Source organism: Stieleria marina (assembly GCA_007741555.1).
GTDB lineage: Bacteria > Planctomycetota > Planctomycetia > Pirellulales > Pirellulaceae > K23-9.
Genome location: CP036526.1, coordinates 148,482 through 168,116, shown reverse-complemented (window position 1 = coordinate 168,116; position 19,635 = coordinate 148,482). Strand labels below are relative to the sequence as shown.

The following is a 19,635-nucleotide window of genomic DNA, read 5'->3' as shown; positions in this document are numbered from 1 at the left end:
TAAGTTCAAGCCGGCAACCCTAGGTAATCGCAATCCGATTCTCATTTTGGATGTTATTGCATAGGGAAACTTGGGAATTCTGGTTTCTATTGCAAACCGGCCAAAAATATCTTCCAAAATCCAAATCGAATCGCGATTACCTTGCACGACACTGCAAAAACGTCAGCAATTTGATTTCGTGACGCCCCAATAATCTGCGAGTAATCTGAGCTCCATGTCCGCTACGCCTGACGTCCGAAAATCCGAGGTTGCCAGCGAGGAGGATTTCATGCGCTTGTTCCTGCAATCGGAGCGGCGGATCCTCGGATTCATACTCGCAATGGTCCCAAATTTGGCCGATGCCGAAGATCTGCTGCAGGAGACTTGCTCGATCATGTGGCGTAAGTTTGATCAGTTCGAACCCGGCACTGAGTTCGCCGCCTGGGGAATCTCGATCGCCCGCTACCGCGTCTTGACCTACCGACGCAAAGCCGCTTCAGGACGCGTTTGCTTCAACGAAAAACTCCTGCACGCAATCGCCGATGCTGCAGCCGACGTATCGTCGCAAAGTGACATCCGACTCTCGGCCCTGCAGTCGTGTTTGGGGGAATTGCGCGAAAAAGACCGCGAGCTAATACGCCTACGGTACTTTGCCGAAAACACCACCAAGCAAACTGCCGAACAACTTGGCCGCAGCGCCGATTCGATTTACAAATCGCTCAACCGGGTGCAGGACTCGCTGTTGTGGTGCATTCGCCGTTCACTTCAAGCAGAGGGCTAAAGGAAATGGAAATTCCCGAAAATCACGAACGCTTGATGGAGTTGGTGGGTCTAGTGCGAGACGGTCGGCTGGATGATTCATACACGACCGAACTAGAAACCATTCTTAGAAACGATCCTCAGGCATTGGCATACTACGTCGAATCAATCGACCTCACTGCCATGCTCTACCGACAACAGGGCGTCACCGGTGACGACCAGGCGCCCAATGAAACTCACGCGATCACACCGATGCCTACCGTTCGCAAGAAACATCGATGGTGGCTAGTTGCTTCCGGGTCTGTCACGATCTGTGCAAGTCTATTGGCCGGTGTTCTCGGCGGCAGACTGTTGCTTCCTGTCGACGACTTGTCGACGCGGAACGCGGGTGGTTTGCCACAAACCGCTAGCGGCGATAGTGAGATCGCCACGCTCAGTTTTTCCACCGGCTGTCACTGGGATTTGACGGATCAATCACGATACGAAGGCCAGCGTCTTACCCCCGAAACGTTGCGTTTGGTCGAAGGCGTCGCGGTAGTCCATTTCGACTGTGACGTGCAATTGACGCTGGAAGGCCCCGCGCATTTGGATTTGGCTAGTGTGGATCGCGCGATGCTGCGATACGGCAAGGTTGTCTTCAGCGGCGATGGGGATCTGGAGCAGTTTACTTTGGAGACACCCTTTTCAAAAATCCAAGACGAAGGAACGGAGTACGCCGTCAGTGTTGACCGCGCGGGCAACGTCGGTGAAGTCCACGTGTTTGATGGGCGAGTGAATTGCGAACCGTCCGAGCAAGGCAGTCAGCCGAGCCGATCCGTCAGCAAAACCATCCAAATTGACGCAGGTGATGCGAGGCAATTTGTGGGTCCTAATTCGGTTAAACCGATCAAGCTCGCGGCAAGTCGTTTCGTCCGCGAACCGGCGAAGCAAACCAAGCGACTCAATGCGCAAGTAGCGGTTGAGAATTTTGTGTACCCAACCGGTTCTGTGGTAGGCCGCAGCGGCGGCTCGGGCTGGAAGCACGGCTGGACAATAGCGAGTGAAAAAACGCAGGGCGCGGTCGTGCGATCCGGAGATTCACTTCGTTGGCCCGGCCAAAGCGATTCGGAATCCGATGGTAGCTTGATCATTCAAGGTCACTCTGGTTTACAGCGTCGTTTGCAGGATCCCATTTGCATGGATCAAGACGGCGTTTACTACCTCAGTTTCCTCGTCCGAAATCAAACCGCGCCAGTGGGAACCGAACTGAACGGCTGGGTCTATCTGACGCTTCGCAATTCACAGGAAAAAACAGGGCATATTTCGATCGGACCGAAGACACAGCGCGGAGTACCTCGCGTCGCTCATGATGGCCGCGTCGCAAACGCAACCAGTCCGTTGCAAGACAATGTCGTCTACCTATTTGTGTGCAAAATCTTGGCACGCGCAGAAAAGAAAGACCAAGTTCAAGTGCGGATCTACAACGACGCTGAGACAATCGATTCGGTCGAACCGTCCGCTTGGAATATCACAACGCGTTCTGTTCATACGGACGGCATTCTGAACGAACTAAGATTGTCCGCCAAGAACAGTCGACCGCTTCAACTAGATGAAGTCCGTATTGGAAAGACTTGGTCAAGTGTCACGTCGCAAGTCGCGAATTGAAAGCAGCTAGTTACTCGATGATCCACTGATGCAAACGAGTCGAAGAAAACGCACCGAAAGAACCACTGCACACCGCTGGCAGCACACTCCGAGCGAGAACCAAAAGTTGATCGACCAATACCACCATGACGCCCTACTCCTGTAAGGAATTGCCAACGTCTCCGACCAATCAGATACACGACTTATAAGCGATCTCAATCACGTCGGTGCGTACATCCCGCAACCTTTGTAGTGCAATGGAGTTTAACAATCTCACAGCCTGAACCTGAATGCGCCCCGAACAACCATCCTGCCTTTAGAACAACATGAAATTTCGGTTACTGAATTTCGAGTCACGATTTTGTCATCCAGCGACTTGGCCCATCGCTTGGCTGGCTACGTGGCTGTTGGCTGGACCGTTCGGTGGCGTGCTTCAGTCGACAACGTTGGCGGCGGACCAACCAGAGAGCATTGCTGATTTCCTGAGTTTGAATTGCATCGGATGTCACGACTCGGGCACTAGCGAAGGCGACTTGGATTTGGAGTCGCTAGAGTTGCAACTGGAAGACCCCGATAATTTCCATCTCTGGGAGCGGGTATTTGATCGAGTTGGACAAGGCGAAATGCCGCCGGACGATACGCTCGACAAAGAAGAGTCGTTATCATTTCTATCCAGTGTTCACGGCATTTTGAAAACGGCGGACACTGCTCGGATACGTTCCGCAGGACGCGTGCCGGCAAGACGACTGACTCGCACTCAATACGAACGCAACGTACAGCAACTGCTCGCGACCAACATCCCTTTGAGCGAGTATTTGCCCGAAGAAACACTGACCAACGGCTTCGACACGGTGTCAAAAAGTCAGCAGATATCAAACCACTCGATGGCTGCCTATTTGCAGTCAGCCGACGCAGCCTTAGACGCGTCATTCAACCAACTCTTGGCCGACGCACCTCCACCGACCGTACGATTCGACTGGAAACAACTACGACGTGATGAGAAAAAGACGGGGCGTATGGCAGAAGGACGCCCCCGACACAAAGACATCGTTGCTTGGTCGACGAGGCAAAATTTCTACGGAAAACTACCGGCCACGACGGTTCCCAACGCAGCACGCTACCGAATTCGATTGAGCGTACAGGCCGTTCATCCGCCGTCTGACGGTCGTGTGTGGTGTAGTGTGCAAAGTGGATTCATCAATGCCAAAGCGTCCACGATGTATTGGGTCGGAAGCTTCGAGGCAACCAAAGAGCCGAAGGAATATGAGTTTGAGGCGTGGATTCGTGATGACCACATGCTGCGAGTTCATCCCAACGATCGTGGCCTCCGCCAAGTGCCTGTGCCCCTGATCGGCAGAAAGGCCGGCACTCTCGAACCGATGGGATTTCCTGGCGTTGCGATCAAATGGATCGAGATGGAGCAGATCGTTGCTGACCGTGCCGAAACTAGGCGGGCGTTGATCGGAGACCTGCCACTGCGAAAGATCACGACACCGGTCACGACGACCCAAAATCAAACCAAAACGAACGAGTCTTCAGACAGACAGTTCGAGATTGTCTCGGAGAATCCTGAGCAGGACTTGCAAGAGCTCATTCACTCATTCGCCCAGAGAGCGTTCCGCCGCAGTGTCACGCCCGACGAACTAAAGCCGTACTTGAATTTTGCTCGCCAGCGGTTTGCCGTCGACGGGTCGATGCGTGAAGCGTTGAGATCGGCTTACCGCACGATCCTTTGTTCGCCTCGATTTCTGTACTTCGAAGAGTCGGCTCGCGCGTCCGATGACCTTGCCCTCGATGACTACGCGTTGGCAAATCGCTTGAGCCATTTTCTATGGGGCGTCAGCCCCGATGCGAAATTAACGCAACTGGCCGCAGCAGGGCGACTTAGCAAGCCAAACATACTGCGAAAGCAAACCGATCGTTTGCTCGATGACGTCCGTTCGACGGCTTTCGTCAAGGAGTTTTCTGACCAGTGGTTGATGCTGTACGAAATCAACAGCACGACCCCTGATGGAGACCTTTATCCTGAGTATGACGATGTGCTCCATCACACGTTGGTCGACGAAACACACGCGTTCGTCGAGGAACTGGTGAATCATGACATGCCGGCGGTTAACATCGTCGATTCGGATTTCACGTTCCTCAATAGCCGACTGGCGCGACACTACGACATCGCATGGCCGGGTGGCACAGGACTCCAGAGAGTCAAACTTGATCCGAAGAGTCGACGCGGTGGCGTCATCACGCATGCCAGCGTGCTGAAAGTAACCGCGAATGGGACCACGACCTCACCCATCACGCGTGGCGTCTGGATGTTGGAGCGAATCATGGGGCAACATATTCCGCCGCCGCCAGCCAATGTGCCAGCCGTTGAACCCGATATCCGCGGCGCAAAGTCGATTCGCGATGAGCTGGAAAAGCACAAATCGCTGGAAAGCTGCGCAGCCTGTCACGTTAAAATGGACCCACCCGGATTTGCGTTGGAAAACTACGACGTGATTGGCGGCTGGAGAGAAAATTATCGAGCGGTCTCAGACGGACAGAAAAAGAGCAAGTGGGTGGATGGCCTGCCGGTCGACGCGAGCCACCAATTCGTCAGCGGCGAATCCTTTGCCGACATCGATGGCATGAAAGAGATTCTCTGCAAGCACCCCGAACGAATTGCACGAAGTTTGGCGATGCATCTAGTGACTTATTCAACCGGAGCGGCACCGACATTTGCCGATCGCGAAACACTCGATGCCATCGTTGCCGCGACCAAGTCAACGAATTACGGCGTGCGCTCGCTGCTGCACGGAGTTGTCCAAAGTCCATTTTTCCAACAAAAGTAACCACGGCTCAACGCAAATGGGCCCCGAGACAGATGCCACAATCTGTGTTCATCAGGGGCCATCAGTGGTTCTCGAGTCTCGCAACTATCCGAATGAATATGAAACACTTCGCAAACAATCAGTCGCTTGACCGTCGCACCTTGCTGCGAGGAAGTGCTGGAGTCTCCATTGCACTTCCTTGGCTCAGTTCGATGGTTCCAGCGTTTGGCAGTGAAGCTCAGGCGCCGTCCCCTCGGCGGTTCGTGGGAATCAGCAACGCGCTCGGGTTCCACGGTCCGAACTTGTTCCCCGAGGAATCGGGACGCGACTACAAAGCCACGCGATACCTGCAACCCATCCAGGACTTGCGCGATGAATTCACCGTTGTCTCTGGTGCTTCACACCCGGGCGTCGGCGGTGGTCACAAGGCGGAGCCATGCATCTTATCGGCAGCACCCTACAGCGGATCGAACTTTCGCAACACGATTTCGCTGGACCAACTCATGGCACGTGAACTGGGAGGTGAAACGCGCCACCCATCGCTCATCCTCAGTTCCAACGGGACAACCAGCACGTCGTATACGGCCAACGGATCGATGATTCCACCAGAAAATTCACCTGGGCGTCTTTTTGCTCAGTTGTTTACCGACGACAGCCCCGAATCTCGCGTGGCACAGAAGCAACGTATTCGCGAAGGCCGGAGCATCATGGATATCGTCAGTGAAGAAGCCAAGGCGATGCAGCGTCGACTTGGTCCTGGAGATCGTGACAAATTGGACGCCTACTTCACCAGTGTTCGCGATCTTGAACGACGACTTGAAGTGAATCAAGGCTGGGCGGAACGTCCCAAACCCAAAGTCGCTGCCAAGGCTCCCGAACCGGTAAGCGACAATTCAGATACGATCGCTTTGCAAACCGCGATGCACGACGTCATTTTTCTGGCCCTCCAAACCGACAGCACTCGCTTCATCACGATGCATACCAGTGGAAACGGCGGGCGAGTTCCGTTGGAGGGCGTGGAACAGGGATACCACCAGCTCAGTCATCACGGACGTAACAAAGCGAAGATCGCGCAGCTTGCGATCATCGAAGAAGCCCAGATGAAATCCTGGGGCAACCTCGTTCGCCGGCTTCATAAAACCCACGAAGCCGACGGGACGCTGCTGGACCGAACGATGCTGCTATTGACCTCGAACCTCGGCAACGCATCTGCACACGACACAAAAAACATGCCCGTCATCGTTGCGGGAGGCGGTTTCAAACACGGCCAACATCTCGCATTTGACCGCACCAACAACTACCCGCTGGCCAATCTTTACACATCGATGCTGCAGCGACTCGATCTCCAAGTCGACTCGTTCGCCAGCGCTACCGGGACGATGCGTGGTTTGGAAATGAGCTGATTGCAAACATACCCTCAACCGCCTTTGCGATCGCACAACAAACGGCACGACGCCCTACCAGGCAAGGTCGCAGCCCGACTCACGACTTGTGCGTGCGGCGATTCCCCAGAACACCAGGTCGACTCAGGGAGCCAGGCGATTGGTGACCAGTTGGACAGAAGTAATCGTCGTTCCCTTTTGAGCATTGATGTCAATCAGGTTGTTGGCCTGAATCAGTGTGACCGGAACTCGCGCGTCGAGCGGTGCGAAAAACTCGCTGAACTCGGCAGCATCACCGCTGTCGACTTTGATCGGAGTGCCGTTAATGGACACCAAGAGAGGCTCTGTGACTCCGCCGCCACGATGGACCCCGACAATCAGCTTCGCGGAATCGACCGCCTCGAAATCCTTCACTCCGACATCAAACGATTGCACTTCGCCTTCTGATTTGACGGCAGTCTTGGTCGCAAACCAACGATCCATCTGCAATGTCGCGGTAGGCGTCAGCGGGCTGGCAAGCGTCAGCCGTAGAACCGTTGTTTCGTTGACATCGACGGGCACAGCCGCCACATCGACCTTGTGCTCGGGTTCAAAGACGACTTCGCCTTCGTGATAGTTCAAACGAGTTTGCATTGCATCGGTGGCTCCAATTCGCTGGGCCACGGCAGAGAGATCGACGCTGATCTGACGGCCGCCCATGTTCGTCACCGCTAACGAAATTCGATTCTTGTCGTGAACTGCCACGACATCCAACCAATCGCGATCAAAGTCGACTGGCAAACGGCGTCCATCGAAGTCGCGCCAAAGTTCAAAGTAGTTGGCAATCGTCGTCGGCTCGAAATCGTCAATCGTTTGGTGGCGTTTGCGATCGCCTTTGGGCGTAAACGATGCATCACCGCTCATCGGATTCCACGCCATGTGCAAGAAAATGAACGGCACAAACAAGTCGATTTGATCAGGACGCTGCATTGATTTTGTCAAATACGCGTTCCAAGCAAGCAGTCGCAACCAATTGTCCGATGGTTTGCGTCCGTTCTGCAGCGACCCTGTTTCAGTAATCAAGATCGGCAGCACGTGATCGACCTTGTGCATGTGGGCACGTAGCATGTCCAGAGTCGCTTCGTATCGGCCAAGCAGATAATTTGAATAGCCCATTCCGCGGCGTTCGTGAGCGCCCAGCATCAACGCGTTTTCATAAAAGTGATGGGAATAAAAATCGATGTGGCCACGAGTTTCTTCGATGAACCGAGCCTGATTGCGGAATAGACCAAAATCCTGCACCTGAACTTGCATGTAGGCTGACGACGGGCCTCCGACTTTCACTTCCGGAGTACGTTGATGGACGGCATCGGCGACGCGATTGTGAAAATCGGCGAGCAATCCCCACCCATCGATGCCTTCTTTTTCCTTCCAATGGTGAGCCCATTCCGACTGCACGCTGCTTTCGTTTTTGACTTCCCACCACGCCGCCGTAAAACCACCGTCCTTGATCTGATCTTCGACGTACGCCGCGGCTAGTTCGGCTGCATCGTCAAAGTGCTCGATACGCGGTGTTCCTCGACCGACCAACGGGACGGACATAAAATCCGGCCAGTCATTGAAACAAAGCGCGAACGGTTTTTGCTTGAACAACGGGATTGTCTTGCGATGCCGCACCCCGGCGTCGTATTGATCAAAAAACGACAGGTCCGCAGCCCCCGGCTTGTCGCTGCGTTCCTCAAGCGGCTTCCAGTCTCCCCAACTTCGGGTGATGGCTGGATTGAATTTGAACGCTCCGCGCCCCGGTAGAAAATTGCGTTCGGCCGCCCACGTTTCAAACGATTGATCAACCACGCCCGGCGTCTCATGAATACGGAACCAGCGATCGCGCTGCAGTGACGCAGTCCCTCCGATCGACAATTCACGACGGGTGTCGATGCGGATTTCGACTCTTTCACGTGGAAATTCCGATGCCAAATCACGGTAGGGGATCGTATCGAATTCGGGCGGAATAGCTTTTTGTGCAATGAAGGCGAGATCATTGATCTGACAAACCGCATCCTTCTTTTTCAGAATGAACTTGATCTTCATTTGGCCAAACGGCTTATCGCTCAGCGGAATCGATGGCATTTGAACACGATAGAGTTCCTTTGTCTGAGCGCTACGCGGAGGCGACTTGCCAGGCGAAAACGGATCGACGTGAACTTCTTTGATCCGGTCCAGGTTGTCACCGCGAAAACCAAAGTGGCGAAACAAGCCAGCGATTCGCTCCGAGCCGACCGGCAGCAACAGCACATCGCCATCGCGAATCTCTCGAGTTTCCTCCCAAACGACGATTTGCTTCAGAGCGAGATTCTCTCCGCTGCCTTGATAAGATGCCTTTCGTCCGACAAGAAAAGTATCAAACAGATAGTCGTGCGTTGCTCTGGCCTGTCGGCCTTCGGCGCTCAACATCGGTGGCTTGGAAAGCAAAACCGATGGACACGAAAACAGAATGGCACAGGCAACAAGCGGCGAGAAAATGGAAGAGCCGATTCGATCAATCATAAGTTCAAATTCGAGAGAGGTTCATTGGTGCCTGAGTCTTCGATGCAGACACCCAAATTATAGAGCCCCCCCAAGGCAAACTGGCAGGCGACGTGATTCGCTTTTCAGGGAGGCGGCCCAAGGTGGACGCTCAGTCAGGCCAAGAAAACGGCAGCGGGGATCGCGATGTCGAAAGAGAATCGCTCCTTCATTTCAAAACGGAAGTCCTTTCCCTTGCAAATGCAAATTTTTTGACTGGTCGCCACGATCACGCACTGTCTGCCACCGGATTGGTAGCGATGAAATCAGCGCAGATAGCTGCGAAGATGCGAAGTAGGCTAGGCATCTTCGTTGGGACGGCTGCTAAGATAGGAGTTGGCGGACGCGCCCGTTTTCTCAAAAATGCCGCTGTCGTCTGGCCGTTGGCTCAACTCTAAATTTCAACCACTTAGGTAAATAATGTCAAAATCGCTCAAACCGTCTCGACGTGACTTTCTGCAAGGCGCGGCTGCTGTCGGAACAGCAACGATGTTTCACTCAGCGACGAGTCAAGTTTTTGGAGCGGAGTCACCCAATGAACGACCTGCGTTTGCAACAATCGGGCTGCGAAATCAAGGTTGGGTGATCACCCGGTCTGCGCTTGCAGCCACCGACGTCGTCGCGCTCGCCGATGTCGATGCGAACATCTTGGGTGCGACCGCTGAAAAGATGGTGAAGGAAAAGAAAACCAAAAAGCCTGATACCTACAAAGACTATCGCAAGGTCCTCGATCGCGATGATATCGATGCAGTTCTGATCGCAACGCCGGACCACTGGCACACAAAAATTGCTGTCGAAGCGATGTACGCCGGGAAGGATGTCTACTGCGAAAAACCGTTGACCCTGACGATCGCAGAAGGCAAGCTGATCGAAAAAGTCGTCAAAGAAACCGGGCGAGTGTTCCAAGTGGGAACCATGCAGCGATCTCAGAATAACTTCATCAAGGCAGTCGCTTTGGTACGCAGCGGACGAATCGGTGATCTGAAGAAAGTGACGTGCGGTATCAATGCGTTTCAGTCGTCTCCTTCGATTCCCGTTGCTCCTGTGCCTGAAGGATTGGATTGGGATTTTTGGCTCGGGCCAGCTCCCAAAGTGGATTATCGAGCGTTGCCAAAGATTCGCGAAGGTTACGGCGGCGGGGTTCCTTTCCACAGCAATGGTCACTATTCGTTTCGCAACTGGCATGCTTATTCAGGAGGCCGCATGACTGACTGGGGCGCCCATCATGTCGACATCGCTAATTGGGCGATTGGCGATACCGAGACTGGCCCCAGCAAAATCAAGCCGCTCGAGTTTAAGATGGCCACGGAACACAAGGATGGTTATCCAATCGCCAAGGATTGCTACAACTCGGCCACCGATTTTCAGGTCCAAGTAGCGATGCCGGGCGGAGTCCAAATGCTAATCAAGAGCGATGGCGATAACGGCATTCTGTTCGAGGGCACCAAGGGACGCTTCTTTGTCAATCGTGGAAAAATCGTTGGCAAGCCAGTCGAGGACTTGGAAAGCAACCCATTGCCAAGCGATGCGATGGAAAAGGTCTACGGCGGCAAAGTGACCAACAATCATGTCGTGAATCTAATCAACGGCATGAAGGCTCGGACGCAACCGATCTCCGACGTTTGGTCACACAACCGAATGCTAGAGATCTGTCACTTGTCCAACATCGCAATGCGTCTGGACCGTGAACTTAGCTGGGATCCCGACAAACGCGAGATCATTGGCGATGAACAGGCCAGTACTTTCATGGCTCGTGAAAACCGCAAAGGCTACGAAATCAACGCGTAGTTCATCCGAAATCTGCCGGCAGCAATCCTGGCAGATCACGCCGCAAATTTTGTGCGTGCGGTCGCTCTTCGCGACCGCACGACGGGATTAGCGAAAAAGTGTCTCTCACGTTTTTTGGTTGGATGGTCGTTTGATGAAATCGAATTTCTGCTGTTTGCTTGTTTTGATCAGTTGCGCAACACAAGCCTTTGCCGATGATCCACAGACCTACAATCTTTGGCCCACGACTCCGCCTGGGAAAGCCGTTGATCTACCGCCGGAGGCCGACAAAACTAAGCCAGAGGACAAACTGATCGCGGGACGCCGAATCATCAAACTAGGCAACGTCTCGACGCCACAGATCACCGTGTATCGGCCTCCCGCAGACCGATGCAATGGAACCGCGGTTATCATTTGCCCGGGCGGCGGACATCACATCCTGGCGTACGACTTAGAAGGAACCGAAGTCGCTCAGTGGCTAGGCACGCTGGGAGTGACCGGTATCGTCCTGAAGTATCGAGTTCCGTTTCGCGATCCCCAACGGCGCTGGCTCGCTGCGGTCCAAGATGCGCAGCGGGCGATGAGTCTCGCTCGTTCCAACGCTGCCAAATGGAATCTGGACCCAGACCGAATTGGCATGTGTGGTTTTTCTGCAGGCGGTGAAACAGCGGCACTCACTTCGCTTTACGTCGACGATCGCAAATATGATCCAATCGATGCGGTGGACGAAGTTTCTTACCGCCCCGATTTTACGATGCTGATCTACCCGGGCGCGATCGTGCAGAAAGATACCTCCCGACTTCGCGAAGACATCCAAGTCACTCAAGACGCACCACCGATGTTCTTTGTGCATGCTTTTGACGACCCCGTAACCGCACATCATTCCTTGAGCCTTGCGACGGCACTCAAAACGGCAGGTGCTTCGGCAGAGCTACACATCTACGAAAGCGGCGGACACGGATACGGACTTCGCAAAACCGACGCCCCCGTGACACAATGGACGACGCACGCCGAAAAGTGGATGAAGCAACAAAATTTGCTTGAGCAGAAAACGAACATCAAATAGTGGGCGGTGGCGCAAGCTGGAACAAAATTTTGCCTGATGAAACTGACCCCCAATCGAACGAACCACTACAGAGGGTCAAAGGTCGTGGTGCCCAGTCTCAAAGTCCCAATCGCTTTGAATCCGTTCACCTATCCGTCGAACCGACGGAGTCGACTAGTGCCAAAACGACGCAATATCTGACCGATCAATCGCAGTCGATCGTCAGCCAGAACTCTAGCCCTGATATTCCGTTTCGCTACTCCATCAATCCCTATCGTGGATGCGAACACGGATGCAGTTATTGCTACGCGCGGCCGACGCACGAATTTCTGGGCATGTCAGCCGGAATCGATTTTGAATCGAAGATCATCGTCAAAGACAACGCAGTGGATCTGCTGCGAACGTTCTTGGCACGGCCGAAATGGAAACCAGAGTCCATGATGATGTCGGGCGTGACCGATCCTTATCAGCCGATCGAACGCGACCGGAAAATCACTCGTGGTATTTTGCGATTGATGCTCCAGTGCAGACATCCCATCAGCGTGATCACGAAAAACGCCTTGATTGAACGCGATCTTGATCTGCTTCAAGCATTGGCCACAGACAATCTGGTGCATGTCGCCATCAGCATTACGACATTGGATCGCGAGCTTGCCCAGGTCATGGAGCCACGCACCAGTTCACCGGACGCGCGTTTCAGAGCGATCAAGACACTCGCCGACGCCGGTGTTCCGGTACGCATCATGGCCGCCCCGGTGATCCCAGGACTGAATGATCACGAGATCCCTGAATTGCTCTCGCGAGCGTCAGATGCTGGCGCCACGACGGCCGGTTATGTCATGCTGCGGTTGCCCGGAGCGGTTCAGCCGATTTTTGAAGAATGGCTTTCGCGCGTGCGTCCCAACAACATTGAAAAAGTGTTGGCCAAAATCCAAGAAGTCCGTGACGGAGCGATGAACGACACTGCATTTCGTAGTCGCATGCGGGGAACCGGAGTGCGTGCCGATTCGATCGCCGAAATGTTTAAGTTGTTCGCCCAAAAAAAGGGCCTTGGATTGGAATCCAAGCCCTTGGCGTGCGATCGGTTTGTTCCGCCGGCTAGTAGCAGCGGTCAGATGAGCCTGTTCTAAGCGATACTCCATCAGGATCTGACGGAGTGCAACCTGTGCTGAGGAGCCCTCTGGATCGAGCGCCCATCATTCATACGATGGGCATTCAATCGCCTGCATTAAAACGGTGCTTCGTCGTCACCAGCTTCAGCAAACGCATCGTTTGCATTGCCGGTTACTTTTTCACTCATTTGGCTACCGGCGGGCGCCCCGTTGCCTTTGATTTGAAACGACAACGCTTCGGCATTGAGAAAGAACTTGACTTCGCTTTGCTCGTCTTTTTGCCAGCGTCGACCGTTCAATCGGTAAGCGATTTCGACTTCATCACCGACATTCATTTCGTCAACATTGTCGCAAGAATCGCGAGTGAATTCGATCGGAACGTAGTTGGTAAAACTGCCTTTGTCTTGTTCCAACACAACCAACCGCTTTCGGAACCCCTTGTTGCCGAAGGTCTTGGTTTCTTCAATAAGGTGAACTACACCCGTTACTTTTGCATCACTCATAACAGCTTTTCTCAAACGTCACTAACGAACAGTTGCCTAGCATTGGTGCCAGAGAGGCTCCGCCGGCCAGTGTAGCGTATCCACACTCGATCGCGAAGCGCTAGCGGATCAGTAAGCTAGCAGTTGTTAGGCAGGACAGTGCTACGCCAGAATATCGTTGACAACGTGCCCGTGAACGTCCGTCAGGCGAAACTGGCGGCCCTGGTATTTGCGAGTGAGACGCTCGTGATCGATTCCCAGCAAATGCAGAATCGTGGCATGAAAATCGTGAACGTGAACCGGTTTGTCGACAATGTTGTATCCATAAGGACCGGTTTCGCCATGAACCACCCCAGGTTTCACACCGCCACCGGCCATCCAAACACTGAAACAGCGCGGATGATGATCACGGCCAAATTTGTCACCATCCAGTTTGCCTTGGCAGTAATTGGTGCGTCCAAATTCGCCGCCCCAAATCACAAGCGTGTCTTCCAATAGACCGCTTCGTTTCAGGTCACTAATCAACGCGGCCGAAGCTTGATCAGTCTCTTTACACTGCTTTTTGATTCCGCCTACCAATCCTCCGTGTTGATCCCAACCTTGGTGATAAAGCTGGATAAATCGCACGCCTCGCTCGGCCAACCGACGCGCCAGCAAGCAGTTTGCCGCAAACGTTCCTGGATTTTTTGAATCCGGGCCGTACTCTTGGAACACACTCTCCGGCTCGTCCGCAAAGTTGGTCGCTTCGGGAATCGATGACTGCATACGGAAAGCAAGTTCATACTGCGAAATACGATTTTCGACATGCATGTCCGACGACTGATCCAATTTCAGTTGATGCAATTGGCTCAACGCATCCATCGCCATTCGCCGCGAATCGGCTTCGATGCCATCGGGATTGCTGAGATAAAGCACGGGGTCTTTTCCACTGCGGAACCTTACGCCCTGGTGCTTGCTTGGCAAAAAACCACTCCCCCAAAGACGCGATACTAGCGGTTGACCACCTTTGTTTTTGGTCACCATCACGACGAAAGATGGCAAATTATCGTTAGCGCTTCCCAAACCGTAGTCCAACCAAGCGCCCATGCTAGGCCGACCGGGGAACTGGCTGCCAGTTTGCAGAAACGTCACCCCCGGACCGTGGTTGATCGCCTCGGTATACATCGACCGCACCACGCAAATGTCATCAACGATTTTGGAAGTATGCGGCAGCAGATCGCTCATCCACGTTCCACTCTCGCCGTGCTGGGCAAACTTGAACGGCGAACCCACCAACGGCAAACTGCTTTGGTTACCGCTCATCGAAGTCAGTCGTTGCCCCTGACGGACTTCGTCTGGCAACTCCTTGCCGTGCTCTCGATTCAGAACCGGCTTATGATCCATCAAATCGATCTGTGACGGGCCACCTGACTGGAACAGGTAGATCACACGCTTGGCTTTGGGGGCGTGATGCAGCGCCGACAAGATGCCGCCACTCGACGCGGCCGCTTCTTGTTGCATCATCTGTGCCAGCGCGATCCCGCCTAGCCCCATGCCGGTTTGCGTCAGCATTTCGCGACGCGAACTGGGAATCGTTTCGACGCAATTGGCGGTGCTTTGACGTAATTTTCTCATCGCTTCATCACGCTTTCGTCGTAGTTCATCAAAGTACCAACCACCACCGTGATAGCTGCCAATCGATTGGGTTCGCTCTTCGCATCCGGCTCGGCATCCCCGACCGCCAAGAATGCCTTGGCTCGCTGTTCGTCTTTGTCAAAATATGCCTGCTGCGAATTCAACAAATCGCCAAGCACTTTCAACTCCTTTTTGTTCGCTCGCCGGCTGGTCAAACGTCGGAACGCTTCCGCGATAATCTTTTCGTCGTCTTGGCTGTGCTGGTCAATCAATTGTTCGGCTAAGCCACGTGCTGATTCGACAAACTGAGGACCGTTCAACAGAACAAACGCTTGCAGTGGGGATGAAGTGCGTTCCCGTTGAACACGGCAAACGTCACGTTTCGCGGCATCAAGCGCCATCATCATCGGCGCGGGTCCTGTACGTTTCCAATACGTGTAAACGCTTCGGCGATACAACCCTTCGCCTTTGTCGCGTGGCGAAGGCTTGAACGACGCTTCCACCTCATACGGTTTAACGGGCGGGCCGCCGACTTTGGAAACCAATCGTCCACTGACGGCTAAGCAATTGTCTCGCAACATCTCAGCAGACAGTCGATACGTTGGAAACCTCGCCAGCCATTGATTGGTGGGGTCTTTTTTGGACAAATTTAGATCCGACGTCTCACTCGATTGCCGATACGTCGCTGACATCATGATTTGCTTCACAGCGTGCTTGATGTCCCAGCCATCCTCCCTGAAGTCAATCGCCAAGTAATCGAGCAGCTCCGGATGCGTTGGTGGCTGGCCCTGGCTCCCAAAATCTTCCGGGGTGCGGACCAGTCCGGTGCCGAAACACAGTTGCCACAGTCGGTTAACGGCAACACGACTGGTCAACGGATGATCGGGACTGGTCAACCACTGTGCCAACCCCAATCGATTACTTGGTGCATCCTCCGGAAATGGAGTCAGGGCGGCTGGTGTGCCAGGACCGACCGGTTCGCTGGGCGCATCGTACGCGCCGCGGTCGAGAACAAAGGTCTGTTTGCGTTGATCCAGTTCCCGCATCACCATGATCTCTTGCGTCTTGTCCTGCACTTCGCAAAGTGCAGTGCGAGCCGCTTGCAGTCTCGCGCGGCGTTGGATCTCGGCGACGTCGTGCCGCAACAAAAGGTGCTGCTGCACGGCCTTGGTTGACGCTGCGTTCGTCGACACCGCCTCATAATTCTCGCCTGATTTGGAAAGACGCAGGGCTTCCAAAGGCGTCAGTTCAATGTCAAATACACGGAACTGGTCGACCAAGCCGTGCTTGAAACCATTATCGCGAAACCGCTCACCGATTGCGATCGTGTCGCCACCTCCGCCGGTGATCTGCCGTGTCAGGTGATCGCGTACAATTTCCGTTTTCGCTCGCTGTCCATTGACGTAAATGCCCACACCGTCGGCTTTGCTGGATCCATCATTGGTCACGCTGACATGCACCCAACTTCCAACGGCAATCGGATCGATCGTCCGCACACGAATCGCGTTGCCCGGCCAAAAGTGGATCAGTGACCAACTGAGCCGCCCGTCTTCGATCAACAGCTGGTAGCCGCGACTTGCCGCGTCGGTCCAAGCCCGCGAGCGGTGAAAGACAACAGCGCGTTCTTTATGATCAGGCGTTTTCATCCACAACGAAACAGAAAACGGTTCGTATCGGTGAAAATTCCCGACCTCCGTCGGCACGGGATCATCGCCTGTCAATTTCACGCCGCGGCCACTGACGCCTTGCACCGCTTTATTGCGCCCCGATGGCTTGCCTTCAAAGTCAAGCGACGCGATCGGTTTTGCAAATCGGTTGGCGGCGGGAATGTCGCGGAGATCCGGTGTCTTTGCGGAAGCAGCTGACCTAGACGAGACCGCCAACTTGTCGACGACCGCCTGTAATTTCTTGAGTTGCTTTTCTTGATCGGCTGTTGGCAGTGGCAACCCCGGGGTTGGAATCGCCTCAGGAGTAAAGTACGAGTACAAACCCGCCTCGTCGATGTTGTCGAAGAATGCCGTTAGCTGGTAGTACTCTTTCTGTGACAGCGGATCGTATTTGTGGTTGTGGCATCGACAACATTCATACGTGAGCCCCATCAAAGCCGTGGCAACGGTTTGTGCGCGGTCAGCGACATACTCGATCCGGAATTCCTCCGGCACGCTACCGCCTTCGACTTTCTGTGGATGCAGACGATTAAACGTCGTTGCCAAAACCTGATCCCGCGTTGCGCCCGGTAGCAGGTCACCAGCAAGCTGTTCGGTAATGAACTGATCGTAAGGCATGTTGTCGTTCAGCGATTGAATGACCCAATCTCTCCAGGGCCAAACGAACCGATCACGGTCTTGCTGATAACCATAAGTGTCGCTGTAGCGTGCGGCGTCCAGCCAGACAGACGCCATTCTTTCTCCATAAGAATCACGCTTGAGCAATCCATCGATCAATCGCGAATACGCATCGGGCGACTGATCCGCCAAGAACGCGTCGATCTCTGCGATCGTGGGCGGCAACCCGGTCAAGTCAAACGTGGCACGACGAATCAGCGTTTCGCGATCCGCAGGAGGAGTCGGTTGGAGTTGCTGTTGGTTAAGTTTTTTCAAGATGAAATAATCAATCGCATTGTGCGCGACCTGGCCCTTGGCAATCTCCGGCACTTTGGGTTGGGACAGCGGGTTAAACGACCAATGCTTTTGATAGGCCGCGCCTTCGTCAATCCAACGCCGCAGCAGTTCCGTTTGCTCTTTTGTCAGCGAACGCTCCGAATCCGGGGGCGGCATCAGCACATCTTCGTCGTCGGTTAAGACGCGGTCCATCAACTCGCTCGAATCCGCATCGCCAGCAACGACTGCGTACTCCTTGGCACCCTCTTCTGTATCTAACCGAAGGTCGGCGGCCCGCGACGATTCATCGGGACCGTGGCAGTGGTAACAGTTCTCAGAAAGGATGGGCCGAATGTCGCGATTAAAATCAACCGCAGACTCATCCGCAGGAGCTCCATTGACAAACAAAAGTGCGGCAAGCACCACAAAGAGACGACGAGTGATCGACATGAGTGACCAGCAATAGGAAACGCGATTGGGAAGTCGCTAATGACGGCTCAGATAGCTTTGCCGAAATGGTCCAGCGTGGACGGGGGAGGCGATGCCAGCATCCGTGCCGACGTTGACTTCATCCTAGTAAACCGAGTCAAAAGCGTCAACGAAAAGGATTCCGACACCCCTCGCTTCTCCCCGCAAAACACAGCTCATAACAACTGCCCGGCCCCACAGCTTGACGCATTTGCCATCCCGAAGTCGCTTTCGTCATATCTGAGACCGAATTGACTGTGCTATCGTTTCTACGCGAGCAAACCATACGAATTTTGGAAAGGTTTTCGATGTCCAACGCAACCGTTTTTGGCAGACGCCCACACGCATTCTTGATCGCGATCGTGGCCTGTCTAAGCACCAACTATTTGAACACGACTTACTTCGGCGGATCAGACTTCGGTGGGCAAGGCGGATCAGACTTCGGTGGGCAAACGGTGTTTGCCCAGGAACGCGCACCTGCAACGACAACGCCCACACTGAAAGTGCCGACCCAGTGGCAATACTCCTCGCCGCTTATCTCCGCAGAAATCCGCAAAGACGAACCCAGCCACGCCCAGAAAGACCCGACGGTCGTATTCCATGACGGTCGCTGGCATGTTTTCATGACGGTGAAATTGCCAGAACGATCGGCGATCGAACACTGTTCCTTTTCGAACTGGAACGACGCAGATCAATCCAAGCGAACGCTTTTGGATGTCAGCGACAGCGACTATTTCTGTGCTCCGCAGGTGTTCTATTTCACGCCGCACAAAAAATGGTACCTGGTCTATCAAGCGGGCATGCCGGATACGGACAAAATGTGGGTCGCTTATTCAACGACGGTCAACATCGACGATCCCCTTTCCTGGACGCGTGCCAAGCCAATGCTTGATGGCGGCCCCAATGATCCTCGTACCGTCGGCGGACTGGACTACTGGATCATCTGTGACGAAGAAAAAGCCCATTTGTTTTTCACCAGCCTGAACGGAAAAATGTGGCGAATGTGGACCGACATCGAACAATTCCCCCACGGCTTTGACCACTGCGAAGTCGCTCTGCAGGCCAAGGTTTTCGAGGCAAGCCACACGTACCGAGTCAAAGACACTCCGTACTACCTGACAGTGATCGAACAGAAAGGGCGCCGGCACTTTAAGTCTTACCTCGCAGACTCACTGGCCGGGCCTTGGCGACCACTCGCTGACACCGAAGCAAAACCGTTTGCCGGAATGAACAACGTTCGGCCTGCACCGGGCGTTCAGCCTTGGACGGACAATATCAGCCACGGTGAATTGATTCGGCACGGCCACGACCAAACGCTTACCATTGATCCAACCGATTGGCGGGTTCTCTTTCAAGGCATGATTGAGAAGGACAAAAATAAAAAGCGATACGGTGCGTACCAGTGGCGACTGGGTATGCTGAAGCCTGATGTGACCCAATAGCCAACAAC

The 19,635-nt window shown here is 54.0% G+C and carries 12 protein-coding genes; 8 read left to right on the top strand and 4 right to left on the bottom strand.

Translation table 11 applies throughout. The annotated features are described in order from the left end of the window. Window positions 1-319: 319 nt before the first annotated feature. From K239x_RS00675 to K239x_RS00660, 4 genes are all read left to right on the top strand, one after another. Window positions 320-760 (top strand): sigma-70 family RNA polymerase sigma factor, encoded by a 441-nt coding sequence (locus K239x_RS00675; RefSeq protein WP_419189505.1) that lies wholly within the window; start codon window positions 320-322, stop codon window positions 758-760. 5 nt (window positions 761-765) lie between these two features. Further along, window positions 766-2,382 carry a hypothetical protein gene (locus tag K239x_RS00670; protein ID WP_145415792.1) on the top strand — a complete coding sequence of 539 codons (1,617 nt, stop codon included), beginning with the start codon at window positions 766-768 and terminating at the stop codon, window positions 2,380-2,382. Between the two features lie 305 nt (window positions 2,383-2,687). Further along, entirely contained in the window at window positions 2,688-5,192 is a 2,505-nt protein-coding gene (locus K239x_RS00665; protein WP_145415791.1) for a DUF1592 domain-containing protein, read from the top strand. Between the two features lie 92 nt (window positions 5,193-5,284). Then, a complete protein-coding gene (locus tag K239x_RS00660) occupies window positions 5,285-6,574 on the top strand; it encodes a DUF1552 domain-containing protein (RefSeq protein WP_145415790.1) in 1,290 nt (429 codons plus the stop codon). Window positions 6,575-6,697: 123 nt separating this feature from the next. On the opposite strand, the gene K239x_RS00655 is transcribed toward K239x_RS00660, so the two are convergent. Next, on the bottom strand, window positions 6,698-9,079 hold the full coding sequence (locus K239x_RS00655) for a beta-agarase (RefSeq protein WP_145415789.1): 2,382 nt from the start codon (window positions 9,077-9,079) through the stop codon (window positions 6,698-6,700). A gap of 438 nt (window positions 9,080-9,517) precedes the next feature. On the opposite strand from K239x_RS00655, the gene K239x_RS00650 reads away from it, so the two are divergent. From K239x_RS00650 to K239x_RS00640, 3 genes are all read left to right on the top strand, one after another. After that, window positions 9,518-10,885: a Gfo/Idh/MocA family oxidoreductase gene (locus K239x_RS00650; protein ID WP_145415788.1), complete on the top strand. Its 1,368-nt coding sequence runs from the start codon at window positions 9,518-9,520 to the stop codon at window positions 10,883-10,885. Between the two features lie 133 nt (window positions 10,886-11,018). Next, window positions 11,019-11,930, top strand: a complete 912-nt coding sequence (locus tag K239x_RS00645; RefSeq protein ID WP_145415787.1) for an alpha/beta hydrolase — start codon at window positions 11,019-11,021, stop codon at window positions 11,928-11,930. Window positions 11,931-11,959: 29 nt separating this feature from the next. Then, window positions 11,960-13,039 (top strand): PA0069 family radical SAM protein, encoded by a 1,080-nt coding sequence (locus K239x_RS00640; protein ID WP_145415786.1) that lies wholly within the window; start codon window positions 11,960-11,962, stop codon window positions 13,037-13,039. A gap of 98 nt (window positions 13,040-13,137) precedes the next feature. On the opposite strand, the gene K239x_RS00635 is transcribed toward K239x_RS00640, so the two are convergent. The 3 genes from K239x_RS00635 to K239x_RS00625 form a co-directional block, all read right to left on the bottom strand. Further along, a complete protein-coding gene (locus tag K239x_RS00635; protein WP_145415785.1) occupies window positions 13,138-13,524 on the bottom strand; it encodes a DUF3127 domain-containing protein in 387 nt (128 codons plus the stop codon). 141 nt (window positions 13,525-13,665) lie between these two features. Further along, entirely contained in the window at window positions 13,666-15,117 is a 1,452-nt protein-coding gene (locus tag K239x_RS00630) for a DUF1501 domain-containing protein (protein WP_145415784.1), read from the bottom strand. Then, on the bottom strand, window positions 15,114-18,167 hold the full coding sequence (locus tag K239x_RS00625) for a DUF1553 domain-containing protein (protein WP_145415783.1): 3,054 nt from the start codon (window positions 18,165-18,167) through the stop codon (window positions 15,114-15,116). Before K239x_RS00625 ends, K239x_RS00630 begins: the two co-directional genes overlap by 4 nt. A gap of 326 nt (window positions 18,168-18,493) precedes the next feature. Here K239x_RS00625 and K239x_RS00620 point away from each other — a divergent pair, with 326 nt between their 5' ends. Continuing rightward, window positions 18,494-19,627 carry a non-reducing end alpha-L-arabinofuranosidase family hydrolase gene (locus tag K239x_RS00620; RefSeq protein WP_145415782.1) on the top strand — a complete coding sequence of 378 codons (1,134 nt, stop codon included), beginning with the start codon at window positions 18,494-18,496 and terminating at the stop codon, window positions 19,625-19,627. Window positions 19,628-19,635 lie beyond the last annotated feature (8 nt).